The sequence below is a fragment of the Streptomyces sp. NPDC004435 genome, from assembly GCF_042873895.1.
Classification (GTDB): Bacteria; Actinomycetota; Actinomycetes; order Streptomycetales; family Streptomycetaceae; genus Streptomyces.
Window position 1 is genome coordinate 13,955 of record NZ_JBIAMB010000018.1, and the last position, 14,280, is coordinate 28,234.

The 14,280-nt window shown below is 76.2% G+C and carries 1 protein-coding gene; it reads left to right on the forward strand.

Annotation, left to right across the window (positions count from 1 at the left end; translation table 11 throughout):
- Positions 1-12 precede the first annotated feature (12 nt).
- The gene (locus tag ACFYT9_RS28620; protein WP_389168545.1) at positions 13-14,271 is read left to right on the forward strand and encodes an amino acid adenylation domain-containing protein; all 14,259 of its coding nucleotides are present in this window, start codon (positions 13-15) and stop codon (positions 14,269-14,271) included.
- Positions 14,272-14,280 lie beyond the last annotated feature (9 nt).

A 14,280-nucleotide genomic window follows, 5' to 3' on the forward strand; every position in this document is an offset into this window, starting at 1 on the left:
GGAGCAAGATCCATGACCGAGCGTGCCCAGCGACGCCTCGCCCTGACCGGGGCCCAGACCGGAGTCTGGTACGGCCAGCGGCTCGACCCCGACTCCCCGGTCTACAACGTCGGCCAGTACGTCGCCGTCGACGGGACGCTCGACGCGGACCTCTTCGCCACCGCCCTGCGCCGGGTCGTCGGGGAGTGCGAGGCCCTCACCGTCCGCTTCGAGGAGGACGCGCACGGACAGCCCGTCCAGATCCTCGCCGACGCGCCCCCGAGCGGCCCCGTCGTCACGGTCGTGGACCACCTGGGCGCCCCCGACCCGGAGGGCTCCGCGCTCGCCCTGATGCGCGCCGACATGGCCACCCCCGCCGACCCGGCCACCGCCCCGCTGTTCGCCTTCGCCCTCCACCGGATCGCCCCGGACCGCACGCTCTGGTACCAGCGCGTCCACCACATCGCGCTCGACGCCTACGGCTTCTCCCTGCTCTCCCGCCGCGCCGCCGAGGTCTACACGGCGCTCGCGCGCGGCGAGGACCCGGCCCCCTCGCCGTTCGGACCGCTCTCCGCCGTCGTGGAGGAGGAGGCCGCGTACCGCGACGACGAGCGGTGCGCCGCCGACCGCGCCCACTGGCTGGACCGGCTCGCGGACCTCGGCGACCACGAGCCGCTGGCCGGCGCCTCCTTCCCCGCCGCCCCCGGCTTCCTGCGCGCCGAGGCCGCGCTCTCCCCCGACGCCACCGCCGGGGTGCTCGCCCTGGCCCGCGCCGCGAAGGCCACCTGGGCGGACGTCGTGACCGCCGCCTTCGCCGCCTTCCTGCACCGCTCGACCGGCGACCGGGACGTCCTGCTCTCGCTGCCCGCGATGGCCCGCCTCGGCTCGGCCGCCCTCGCCGTCCCGGCGATGGTCGTCAACGTGCTGCCGCTGCGGGTCGCGGTCCGCCCGGACCTCCCCCTGGCCGGACTGGTCTCCGAGGTCGCCGCCGGCGTCCGCGACCTGCGCCGCCACCAGCGCTACCGCGCCGAGGACATCCGCCGCGACCTCGGCCTCGTCGGCCGCGACCGGGGCCCGCTCGGCCCGATGGTCAACGTCAAGGCCTTCGACAACGCCCTCGACTTCGCCGGCGCCCCCGGCACCGTGCACAACGTGGCCGCCGGACCGGTCGACGACCTCACCCTGGCCGTCCGCCACGATGCCGCCGCCGGCCTGATCTCCTTCGAGCTCGACGCCAACCCGCGCGCCTACGACACCGAGGGCCTGGACGCCCGCTGCGCCGAGTTCGTCCGCTTCCTGACCGAGGCCGTCGGCGCCGCCCCCGACACCCCCGTGGGCCGCCCCGACCTCCTCGACGCCACCGCCCTGCGCGCGCTCGCCGAGCGGGCCGCCGCGACCACCCGCGAGATCCCGTCCGGCACCGTCGTCGACGCCTTCGCCGCGCGGGTACGGGAGCACCCCGAGGCCGTCGCCCTCGTCGCGGGCGCCGAGGAGCTCACGTACGCGGAACTCGACGCCCGGGTCGACCGGCTGGCCCGGCTGCTCGCCGCGCGCGGTGTGGGCCCCGAGCGGTTCGTCGGCATCGCCCTGCCGCGCGGCGCCGAACTCGTCGTCGCCCTGCTCGCCGTCCTCAGGGCCGGCGGCGCCTATCTGCCGCTCGACCTCGAATACCCGGCCGAGCGGCTGGAGTTCATGGTCCGCGACGCACGCCCGGTCTGCGTCCTCACCACCCTGGCCGCCGCGCCGGACGCCCCCGACGTCCCGGGCACCGAGACCCTCGTCCTGGACTCCCCCGACGCCCTGTCGGCCCTCGCCGACCTCGCCGACCTCGCCGACGGGCCCGCCGCGCCCCTTCCGGCGCCGGACGGCGCCCACCCGGCGTACGTCATCCACACCTCGGGCTCCACCGGGCGCCCCAAGGGCGTGGTGATCCCCCACTCCGCGCTCGCCAACTTCCTGCGCATGCAGGCCCACGAGCTGGCCATGGAGCCCGGCGACGGCCTCGTCGCCGTCACCACCGTCTCCTTCGACATCGCGGCCCTGGAGCTCCACGTCCCGCTGATCAGCGGCGCGGCGGTCGTCCTCGCCGACCGCGACACCGTCCGCGACCCGGCGGCCCTCGCCGCCCTCGTCGAGGCCCACCGGCCGGCCGTGATGCAGGCGACGCCGTCGCTGTGGCACGCCCTCCTGGAGGAGGGCGCCCCGCGCGCCCTCGCCCGCACCAAGGTCCTCGTCGGCGGCGAGGCCCTGCCCGCCGCCCTCGCCGAACGCCTCGCCCGCACGGCCGCCTCCGTCACCAACGTGTACGGGCCGACCGAGGTGACCGTCTGGGCCACCTCCTCCGTCCTCTCCCCCGACCACACCGGCACCCCGGACATCGGCCTGCCGTTCTGGAACACCCGCGCCCACGTCCTCGACTCCGCGCTCCGCCCCGTCCCGCACGGCCGCCCCGGCGAGCTGTACCTGTCGGGCGAGCAGCTGGCGCGCGGCTACCTCGGCCGTCCGGCCCTCACCTCCGAGCGGTTCGTCGCCGACCCGTACGGCCCCCCCGGCTCCCGCATGTACCGCACCGGAGACCTCGTGCGCCGCCGCCCCGACGGCGTCATCGACTTCCTCGGCCGCGCCGACGACCAGGTCAAGGTCCGCGGCTTCCGCATCGAACTCGGCGAGATCGAGACCGCCCTGACGGACCGTCCGGAAGTGGACCGGGCGGTGGTCGTGGTCCGCGAGGACATCCCCGGCTCCCCGCTGCTGGTCGGCTACGTGACCGGCGCGAGCGGCTCCGCCCCCGACCCGGCCGGGCTGCGCACGGCGGTCGGCGAGCGGCTGCCCGCCCACATGGTGCCGTCCGCCGTGGTCGTCCTCGACGCCTTCCCGCTCACCGCGAACGGCAAGGTGGACCGGCGCGCCCTGCCCGCCCCCGACCTGGCCGGCCTCACCACGAGCACCGGCAGGACACCGCGCGACGCCCGCGAGGAGATCGTCGCCGGCGCCTACGCCGACGTCCTGGAGCTGGCCTCGGTCGGTCCCGGCGACGACTTCTTCGACCTCGGCGGCCACTCCCTGCTCGCCGCCCGGGTGGCGGCCCGCCTGCGCGCCGCGCTCGGCGCCGACTGCGGCGTGCGGGACGTCTTCGAGGCCCGCACCCCCGCGGCCCTCGCCGAGCGCCTCGCCGCCCGCACCGCCACCGGCCCCCGCCCCGCGCTCACCGCCGGGCAGCGGCCCGACGTCCTGCCGCTCTCCGACGCCCAGCACCGGCTCTGGTTCCTGCACCAGCTCGAAGGCCCGAGCGCCACCTACAACATCCCCTTCGTCGCCCGCTTCGGCACGCTCCTCGACCCGGAGGCCCTGGACGCGGCCCTCGGGGACGTGGTGGCCCGGCACGAGGCGCTGCGCACCGTGTTCGCGGAGCGCGACGGTGAGCCGTACCAGCGGATCCTCGACCCGGCCGACGCCGGGGTGCGGCTCCGTGTGGCGCAGACCGCCCCGGACCGCGTGGACGCGGCGGTGGCGGCGTCCCTCGGCCACCTCTTCGACCTGTCGGCCGAGGCGCCGGTGCGGGTCACCCTGGTCCGCGACGCCGAGCGCGAGGCGGACGCCCTGGTCGTGCTGCTGCACCACATCGCGAGCGACGAGTGGTCGATGGGACCGTTCCTCCACGACCTCGAACACGCCTACGCGGCCCGGCTCCGGGGCGAGGCACCCGAGTTCGCCCCGCTGCCGGTGCAGTACGCCGACTTCGCGCTCTGGCAGCGCGCGGCCCTCGGCGACCCTGCCGACCCGGAGTCCCCGGCCGCCCGGCAGGCCGCGCACTGGCGCGAGGCGCTCGCCGGCCTGCCGGCCGAAGCCACCGCGCCCACCGACCGGCCCCGCCCCGCCGAGCCCGACAACGCGGGCCGCATGACGCACCACGCGGTGCCCGCCGCCCTCGCCTCCGGCATCCGCCGGCTGGCGCGCGACTCCGGCACCAGCGTCTTCATGGTCGTCCACGCGGCCGTCGCCACCCTGCTCCACCGGCTCGGCGCCGGCGACGACATCCCACTCGGCAGCCCGGTCGCCGGCCGCTCCGACCCGGCCCTCGACGGCCTCGTCGGCTTCTTCGTGAACACCGTGGTGCTGCGCGCCGACCTGTCCGGCGACCCGACCTTCGCGACCCTCCTGGAGCGGGTGCGCGCCACCGACCTGGCCGCGCTCGACCACGCCGACCTGCCCTTCGACGCCGTCGTGGAGACGGTCAACCCGGAGCGCTCCCTCACCCGGCACCCGCTCTTCCAGACCATGGTGTCGCACAGCACCGTCACCCAGGACGTGCGCGCCCTGTTCGGCCTGGACGCCACCGTGGACCGGACCGACCCGGGCGTCACCAAGTTCGACCTCGACATCACCTTCTCCGACAGCGCCCACGGCGACGAGCTCGACCTGGAGGTCTTCTCCTCGTCCGCCCTCTTCGACGCGGCGACGGCCGACGCGCTGGCCGGCCGGCTGCTGCGCCTCCTGGAGCAGGCCGTCGCGGCCCCGGACACCCCGGTCTCCGCGTACGAGCTGCGCTCCGGTGAGGAGCGGGCGCTCCTGGAGCGGTGGAACGACACCGCCGTCGACCACCCCGCCGCCGGCGTCGTGGAGATCCTGGCCGGGCGCGTCCGGGACACCCCGGACGCCACCGCCCTGGTCTGCGGCGACCTGCGGCTCAGCTTCGCCGAGCTGGACGAGCGGGTCACCCGGCTCGCCCTGCTGCTCGCCGCGGAGGGCGCGGGACCCGACGCCGTCGTGGCACTCGCCGTGCCCCGCTCGGCGGAGTCCGTCGTCGCCGCCTTCGCCGTCCTGAAGGCCGGCGGCGCCTATCTGCCGCTCGACCTGGACCACCCGGAGGAGCGTCTGGCGTACATGCTGGACGACGCCGCTCCCGTCTGCGTCGTCACCACCCGGGCCGTGGACGACCGGGTCCCGGTCACCCCCGGCGCGACCCGGCTCGTCCTGGACGATCCCGCGGTACGGGACCGGCTCGCCGCCGCCGACGGCCCGGCGCCCGCCGCGCCCCGCCCGGACGACCTGGCGTACGTCATCTACACCTCGGGCTCCACCGGCCGCCCCAAGGGCGTCGGTCTGCACCACGCCGGTCTGACGAACCTGTACCGGGACCACGAGCGGCAGCTGTACCGCCCGGTCGCCGACCGTCTCGGGCGGCGGGTACGGGCCCTGCACACCGCCTCGTTCTCCTTCGACTCCTCGTGGGAGCAGCTGCTGTGGCTGATCGCCGGCCACGAGCTGCACGTCCTCGACGAATACGGGCGCCGCGACGCCGACGCCGTCGTCGCCCACGTGCGGGAGGCGCGGATCGACGCGCTCGACGTCACCCCGTCGTACGGCCGCCACCTCCTCGACGCGGGCCTGCTCGCTGGAGCGCACCGGCCGCCGCTGTTCCTGCTCGGCGGCGAGGCCGTGCCGCCCGCGCTGTGGACGGAGCTGCGCGCGGTCCCCGGCGTGGAGACGGTGAACTACTACGGTCCCACCGAGTTCACGGTGGACGCCCTGGTCGCCCGGGTGACCGACTGCGCGACGCCGGTGGTCGGCCGTCCCCTGGACAACACCCGGGCGCACGTCCTGGACGCCCGGCTGCGTCCGGTGCCGCCCGGCGTCCCGGGCGAGCTGTACCTCGCGGGTGTCCAGAACGCCCGCGGCTACCTGGGCCGGCCGGTGCTCACCTCGGAGCGGTTCGTCGCGGACCCGTACGGTCCCGCCGGATCCCGCATGTACCGCACGGGCGACCTGGCGCGCCGTCGCGCCGACGGCCTGATCGAGTTCCTGGGCCGCGCCGACGACCAGGTGAAGATCCGCGGCTTCCGCGTCGAACTCGGCGAGATCGAGGCGGAACTGACGGCATGCGAGGAGGTCGCCTCGGCTGCCGTCCTGGTCCGCGAGGACACGCCCGGCGTGCCGCGCCTGGTGGCGTACGTCACCGGCGGCGCCGACCCGGACGCGGTGCGCCGCGAGGTCGCCTCCCGCCTGCCGGAGTACATGCTCCCGGCGGCGGTCGTCGCCCTGGACGTCCTGCCGGTGAACGTCAACGGCAAGCTGGACCGGGCCGCGCTGCCCGTGCCCGAGGTGACGGCTGCGGCGCCGTCGCGGGCGCCGCGCGGCGAGGCGGAGGAGCGACTCGCGGAGGCGTTCGCCGATGCCCTGGGCCTCGCGTCGGTCGGCGCCGAGGACGACTTCTTCGCGCTCGGCGGCCACTCCCTGCTCGCGACGCGCCTGGTGGCCCGGGTGCGGGCGACGGGCCGCGCCTGCTCGGTGCGGGACGTCTTCGAGGCACGTACGGTCGCGGCGCTCGCCGCCCGGCTCGCGGAGCGGACCGGCCCCGCGCGGCCCGCCCTCGCCCCGACCGGAGCACGCCCCGAGCGGCTGCCGCTCTCGTACGCCCAGCGGCGGCTCTGGTTCCAGTACGACATGGACGGCGCGAGCTCCACCTACACCGTCCCCCTCGCGCTGCGGCTGCGGGAGCGCCCGGACGAGGAGGCCCTGCGCGCCGCGTTCGGCGACCTGGTGGCCCGGCACGAGGTGCTGCGGACCGTGTACGCGGCGGCCGACGGCGAGCCGTACCAGCGGATCCTGGCACCCGGCGAGGCCGAAGTGCCCTTCGCGGTACGGGAGGTGGCCCCCGGGTCGCTCGCGGACGCCGTGGAGGCGGCGGTCGCCGAGCCCCTGGGCCTGGAGGTCGAACTCCCGCTGCGGGTGACGCTGTTCGGGGCGGGCGACGACGGGCACGTGCTCGTGGTGCTGCTGCACCACATCGCGACCGACGAGTGGTCCACCGGACCGCTCCTCGCCGACCTGGACACCGCCTACACGGCCCGGGTCGCCGGCCGGACCCCGGACTTCCCCGAACTCCCCGTCCAGTACGCCGACTACGCCCTGTGGCAGCGCGAACTCCTCGGCGGGACGGCGGACACCGCCTCCCTCGCCTCCCGCCAGTCCGCCTTCTGGCGGGAGACCCTGGCCGGCCTCCCGGAGGAGCTGGCGCTCCCCACCGACCGGCCCCGGCCCGCCGTCCCGACCCACCGGGGCGACACGGTCACCGCCGAGCTCCCGGCCGGCCTCGCGGTCCGCCTCGACCGGCTGGCGGCGGACTCCGGCGCGACGATGTTCATGGTGGTGCACGCGGCCGTCGCGGCCCTGCTCCACCGGCTCGGCGCCGGCGACGACATCCCCCTCGGCACGCCGGTCGCGGGACGCGGCGACAGCGCCCTCGACGGGCTCGTCGGCTTCTTCGTCAACACGGCGGTGCTGCGCACCGACCTGTCCGGCGACCCGTCCTTCACGGAACTCCTCGACCGTGCCCGCACGGCGGGCCTCGCGGTCCTCGACCACGCCGACCTGCCCTTCGACGCCGTCGTGGAGGCCGTGGCACCGGTCCGCTCGCTCGCCCGCCACCCGCTGTTCCAGACGATGGTGGCGTACGAGGGCGGCGGCCCGGACCTGTCCCGGCTGCTCGGCACGGACGCCGGGGAGTTCCCGGTGCGGGGCGGCGCGGCCAAGTTCGACCTGGAGATCCTCTTCCGGCGCACCCGGAGCGCGGCCGGGGACGGCCTGACGCTCGGGGTGCGCTACGCGACCGACCTGTTCGGGCGCGAGGGCGCCGAGCGTCTGACGGAGCGGCTCGTCCGGCTCCTGGAGGCCGTGGCGGCCGCCCCGGGGGCACCTGTGTCCGCGGCGGCCCTGATGGGTGACGCCGAGCGGCGTGCGCTGGAGGGGTGGAACGCGACCGGGCGGGCCGTGGACGGTCCGGCGACCCTCGCGGACCTGGTGGCCGCGGGGGCGGAGAAGGCCCAGGGGCCGGCGCTCGTCTTCGAGGGCGAGGAGCTGTCCCGCGGCGACTTCGACGCACGCGTCAACCGCCTCGCCCGGCTCCTCATCGGCCGCGGTGTGGGACCGGAGTCCGTCGTCGCCGTGGCCCTGCCGCGCTCGCTCGACCTGCTGGTCGCGATCCACGCCGTCGTCCGGGCGGGCGGCGCCTACCTGCCGCTCGACCTCACCCTCCCCGCCGACCGCCTCACCCACATGACGGACACCGCGCGTCCGCTGTGCGTCCTGACGGACCTTCCGTCGCTCGGCGCGCTGCCGGCCGGCCTGGAGGCCGAGCCGGTGGTCCTCGACGCGCCCGAGGTGCGCGCGGAGCTGGACGGGCTGACGGACACCGGGATCACGGACGCGGACCGGCGGACGCCCCTGCTGCCCCGGCACCCGGCCTATGTCATCTTCACCTCCGGCTCCACCGGCCGCCCCAAGGGCGTCATGGTCGAACACGAGGCCATCGTCAACCGTCTGGCCTGGATGGAGGACACGTACCGGCTCTCGTCCGGCGACCGGGTCCTCCAGAAGACCCCGACCACCTTCGACGTGTCCGTCTGGGAGCTGTTCTGGCCGCTCACGCAGGGCGTGCCGCTCGTCGTCGCACGGCCGGACGGACACAAGGACCCCGAGTACCTGGCCGAGCTGATCCGCGAACAGCGCGTCACCGTCCTGCACTTCGTGCCGTCCATGCTCCAGGCGTTCCTCGACGCGACGGACGTGGCGGACTGCCCGAGCCTGCGGCTCGTCGTGTGCAGCGGTGAGGCGCTGCCGACGGAGCTCGTGGACCGGTTCCACGTCTCCGCCGGGGACCGCACGGTCGCCCTGGAGAACCTGTACGGCCCCACCGAGGCCGCCGTCGACGTCACCGCCGCCACCGCCCACCCCGGCGCCGTCACGGCCTCCGCCTCCATCGGCTCCCCCGTCTGGAACACCCGCGTCCACGTCCTGGACCACAGGCTCCAGCCGGTCCCGGTCGGTGTCCCCGGCGAGCTCTACCTCGCCGGCACCCAGCTCGCCCGCGGCTACCTCGCCCGCCCCGACCTCACCGCGGAACGATTCGTCGCCGACCCCCACGGACCCGCCGGCACCCGCATGTACCGCACCGGCGACCTCGTCGTCCGCCACCCCGACGGACGACTCCAGTACCTCGGCCGCACCGACGACCAGGTCAAGCTCCGCGGCCTGCGCATCGAACTCGGCGAGATAGACGCGGTCGTGGCGTCCGCCCCCGGCGTGACGCACGCGGTGACCCTGGTCCGCGAGGACCGGCCCGGCGTCCAGCGACTCGTGGGATACGTCGTCGGGGCCGGCGACGGCCCGGTCCCCGTGGACGCCGTGCGCGCCCACGCGGCGTCCCGCCTGCCGGAGTACATGGTCCCGGCCGTGTTCGTGGAGATCCCGGCCGTGCCGCTCTCCCCCAACGGCAAGCTCGACCGCCGCGCCCTGCCCGCACCGCCCGACGCCGTCTCCGGGCCGTCGCGTGCTCCGAAGGACGCGCGGGAGACCCTCCTGCTCGGGATCGTCACGGCCGTCCTCGGCCGGGAGACGGCCGGTGTCGAGGACGACTTCTTCGACCTCGGCGGCCATTCCCTCCTCGCCGCCCGTGCCGCGAGCCGGATCCGGACCGCGCTGGGCGTGGAGTGCTCCGTACGGGACGTGTTCGAGGCGCGGACGGTCGCGGCGCTCGCCGCGCGGCTCGCGGAGCGGACCGCCTCCGGTCGGCCGGCCCTCGTCCCGGTCACGGCACGGCCCGAGCGGCTGCCGCTCTCGTACGCGCAGCGGCGGCTGTGGCTCTTCGACAGCGTGCGGGGGCCCGGTACCGCGTACAACGTGCCCTTCGCCGTGCGCCTGGACGGACCGGTCGATCCGGCGGCCGTACGCGCCGCGGTGGAGGACGTGGTGGCGCGGCACGAGGTGCTGCGCACCGTGTTCGGCGAGGCCGACGGCGAGCCGTACCAGCGGATCCTGGCGCCCGGTGAGGCCGTGGTGCCGTTCACGGCGCGCCGCGTCCCCGCCGAGGCCCTGGCCGCCGAGGCGGAGACGGCCTCCCGGCACGTCTTCGACCTGGCCCGGGACGTCCCGGTGCGGGTGACGCTGCTCAGCGCGTCCGACGACGCCCATGTGCTCGTGGTGCTGCTGCACCACATCGCCACCGACGAGTGGTCCACCGGACCGCTCCTCGCCGACCTGGACACCGCCTACGCGGCGCGCGTCGCCGGACGCGCCCCGGAGTTCCCCGTACTCCCGGTCCAGTACGCCGACTACGCCCTGTGGCAGCGCGAACTCCTCGGCGACGAGGCGGCGTCGGACTCGACGGCGGCCCGCCAGGCCGCCTACTGGCGGGAGGCGCTCGCCGGAATCCCCGAGGAACTGGGCCTGTTCACCGACACCCCGCGTCCGGCCGCGCCGACGCACGGCGGCGACGTGGTGCCGTTCGGCGTCTCCGCCGCGACGGGAGCCGGGCTCGCCCGGATCGCCCGCGACTCCGGCGCGACGATGTTCATGGTGGTGCACGCGGCCGTCGCGGCCCTGCTCCACCGGCTCGGCGCCGGCGACGACATTCCGCTCGGCGCCCCGGTCTCCGGACGCGGCGACGAGCAGCTCGACGGGCTCGTGGGCTTCTTCCTGAACACGCTCGTGCTGCGCGCGGACCTGTCGGGAGAGCCGACCTTCGCCGAGCTGGTCGACCGGGTGCGGGACACCGGGCTCGCCGGGTTCGCCCACGCCGACCTGCCGCTCGAAGCGGTGGCGGAGGCGGTGGGCGCGGCCCGCTCCCAGACCCGCAACCCGCTGTTCCAGGCGATGGTGACGTACCACTCGGTGTCCACCGAGGTGGACTCGCTGCTCGGCGTCGCGGCCCGTGAACTGCCGGTGGAGATCGGCGGGTCCAAGGTCGACCTGGAGTTCGCGTTCGGCGGCTCGGAGGAGGACGGACGGATCGAGGGCGGTCTGCGGTACGCGACCGACCTCTTCGGCCGGCCGGGTGCCGAGCGGCTCGTGGAGCGGCTCGTCCGTCTCCTGGACGCGGTGGCGGCCGACCCGGGCGCCCCGGTCTCGTCGCTCGATCTGCGGGACGCGGAGGAGCGGCGTGCGCTGGAGGGGTGGAACGCGACCGGGCGGGCCGTGGACGGTCCGGCGACCCTCGCGGACCTGGTGGCGGCAGGGGCGGAGAAGGCCCAGGGGCCGGCGCTCGTCTTCGAGGGCGAGGAGCTGTCCCGCGGCGACTTCGACGCACGCGTCAACCGCCTCGCCCGGCTCCTCATCGGCCGGGGTGTGGGACCGGAGTCCGTCGTCGCCGTGGCCCTGCCGCGCTCGCTCGACCTGCTGGTCGCGATCCACGCCGTCGTCCGGGCGGGCGGTGCCTACCTGCCTCTCGACCTCACCCTCCCCGCCGACCGCCTCACCCACATGTGCGAGACGGCCCGGCCGGTCGCCGTGCTCACGGACGCGGTCTCGGCGCCGGACCTTCCGGCGGGGCTCGCGGCGGAGCGAATCGTGCTCGACTCGGCCGCCGTGGCGGCGGAGTGGTCGGGCGCGGACGCGGGCGCGGTGACGGACGCGGACCGGCGGGCGCCGCTGCTGCCGCGCCACCCGGCGTACGTCATCTTCACCTCCGGCTCCACCGGACGCCCCAAGGGCGTCATGGTCGAGCACGAGGCCATCGTGAACCGCCTCCAGTGGATGCAGGGCGCGTACGGGCTCACGCCGGCGGACCGGGTCCTCCAGAAGACGCCGACGACCTTCGACGTGTCCGTGTGGGAGCTGTTCTGGCCGCTCACGCAGGGCGTGCCGCTCGTCGTCGCACGGCCGGACGGACACAAGGACCCCGAGTACCTGGCCGAGCTGATCCGCGAACAGCGCGTCAGCGTGCTGCACTTCGTGCCGTCGATGCTGGCCGCGTTCGTCGCGGCGGTGGAGGTTTCGGAGTGCCCGAGCCTGCGGCTCGTGGTGTGCAGCGGTGAGGCGCTGCCGACGGAGCTCGTGGACCGGTTCCACGTCTCCGCCGGGGACCGGACGGTGGCCCTGGAGAACCTGTACGGCCCCACCGAGGCCGCCGTCGACGTCACCGCCGCCACCGCCCACCCCGGCGCCGTCACGGCCTCCGCCTCCATCGGCTCCCCCGTCTGGAACACCCGCGTCCACGTCCTGGACCACAGGCTCCAGCCGGTCCCGGTCGGTGTCCCCGGCGAGCTCTACCTCGCCGGAACGCAGCTCGCGCGCGGCTACCTCGCCCGCCCCGACCTCACGGCGGAACGATTCGTCGCCGACCCCCACGGACCCGCCGGCACCCGCATGTACCGCACCGGCGACCTCGTCGTCCGCCACCCCGACGGACGGCTCCAGTACCTCGGCCGCACCGACGACCAGGTCAAGCTCCGCGGCCTGCGCATCGAACTCGGCGAGATCGACGCGGTGCTCTCCGGGGCTCCCGGGGTGGCCCGTGCCGTCACGCTGGTCCGCGAGGACCGGCCCGGCGTCCAGCGGCTGGTCGCCTACGCCGTCCCGGCGGGCGACGCACCGCTCGACCCGGAGGCGCTGCGGGCGCACGCGGCGACGCGGCTCCCCGAGTACATGGTCCCGGGCGTGTTCGTGGAGATCCCGGCCGTGCCGCTCTCCCCCAACGGCAAGCTCGACCGCCGCGCCCTGCCCGCGCCGCCGGAGCCCCGCCGGGCCGCCGCGGCGCACGTGCCGGCGGCGGCCTCCGAGACCCCGGCCGAGCTGCTCGCGCGGCTGATGGCCGAGGTCCTGGGGCTGCCCGCGGTGGGCCCCGAGGAGAACTTCTTCGAGCTGGGCGGCGACAGCATCGTCTCCATCCGGTACGTCAGCCAGGCCCGCAAGGCCGGGTTCACGGTGACGGCCCGGCAGGTGTTCCAGCATCCGACGCCGGCCGGTCTGGCCGCCGTCGCCGCGCCCGCCGCCCCGGCGGGCACGGCCCCGGAGCGACCGGCCGAGCAGCCGACGGGGCCGCTGGTCCTGCCGCCGGTGGCGCGCTGGTTCGCGGAGCGCGGCGGTGCGTACCGCCGGTTCTGCCAGGCGCGTCTGGTGCTGCTGCCCGCCGGGGTGCGGCACGCCGATCTGGAGACCGCGCTCCAGGCGGTCCTGGACCGGCACGACGGGCTGCGGCAGGTGCTGACCGTGGCGCGGGCCGGGGTGTGGAGCGCCGAGATCGCCCCGGTCGGTTCGCTGACGGCGGGCTCCGTGCTGCGGACGGTGGACGCCGCCGGGCTCGACGCGCAGGCGCTGCGCGAGCTGGTGTCCCGCGAGTCGGACCGGGCGGCCGGAGAGCTGGACCCGGAGTCCGGCCGGACGGTGCGGGCCGTGCGCTTCGACGGCGGGCCCGGTGAGCCGGGCAGGCTGCTGCTGGTCGCCCACCACCTGGTGGTGGACGAGGTGTCGTGGCAGATCCTGCTGCCGGACCTGCGGGCCGCGTGCGAGGCGGCGGCGGAGGGGCGGACCCCCGCCCTCGACGCCGTGCCGACGGCGCTGCGCACCTGGACGGCGGGGCTGCTCGCCGAGGCGCACAGCGCGCGGCGGACCGCCGAGCTCGACCGGTGGCTCGCCGAGTCGGCGATCGGCGGGCGGCTCCTGACGGAGCGTCCGCTGGATCCGGCGCGGGACACGGTGGCGAGCGCGCGGCGGCTGACCGTGCGGCTCTCGGCCGAGCGCACCGGGCCGCTCCTGACGGCGGTGCCGCAGGCGTTCCACGGCACGGTCAACGACACGCTGCTCACCGCGCTCGCGCTGGCCGTGGGCGACTGGGCGGCCCGGCACGGGAAGCCGGCGGACGGTCTGACCGTGGAGCTGGAGGGCCACGGCCGGGAGCAGGACCTCGTCCCGGGCGCGGACCTGACGCGTACGGTCGGCTGGCTCACCGGCGTGTACCCGCTGCGGCTCACCGCGGACTCGTACGACGCGCGAGCGGTCGTGGGCGGGACGCAGGACGCCGGGGCGGCCCTGAAGGAGATCAAGGAGCGGATCCGCGGCGTCCCGGACGGCGGGATCGGCGCCGGGCTGCTGCGGTACGCCAACGCCGCCACCGCCGGGCTGTTCGACCCGGAGGACCGGCCGGAGATCCTGTGGAACTACCTGGGCCGGCAGACCGCCGCCCGGGAATCGGCCTGGGGGCCGGCCGGGGAGTCCGACGCGCTCGCCGTCGGCCCGGAGCCGGACGCCCCGCTCGCGTACCCCCTCCAGGTGGACGCGGAGGTGGAGCACGGCCCGGACGGGCCGGAGCTGGCCGCCTCCTTCCTGTGGGCGGGCGACGCCCTGTCCCAGGACACGGTCGCGCAGCTCGCGGACGGCTGGACGGCCGCCCTCGACGCGCTCGCCGCCTGGGCGGCGGGCGGGGTCACCGGCGGGCACACCCCGTCCGACCTCGACCTGCTCGACCTCGACCAGAACCAGATCACCATGCTCGAAGAAATGTGGAGGGCCCAGCAGTGACGCAGGCTC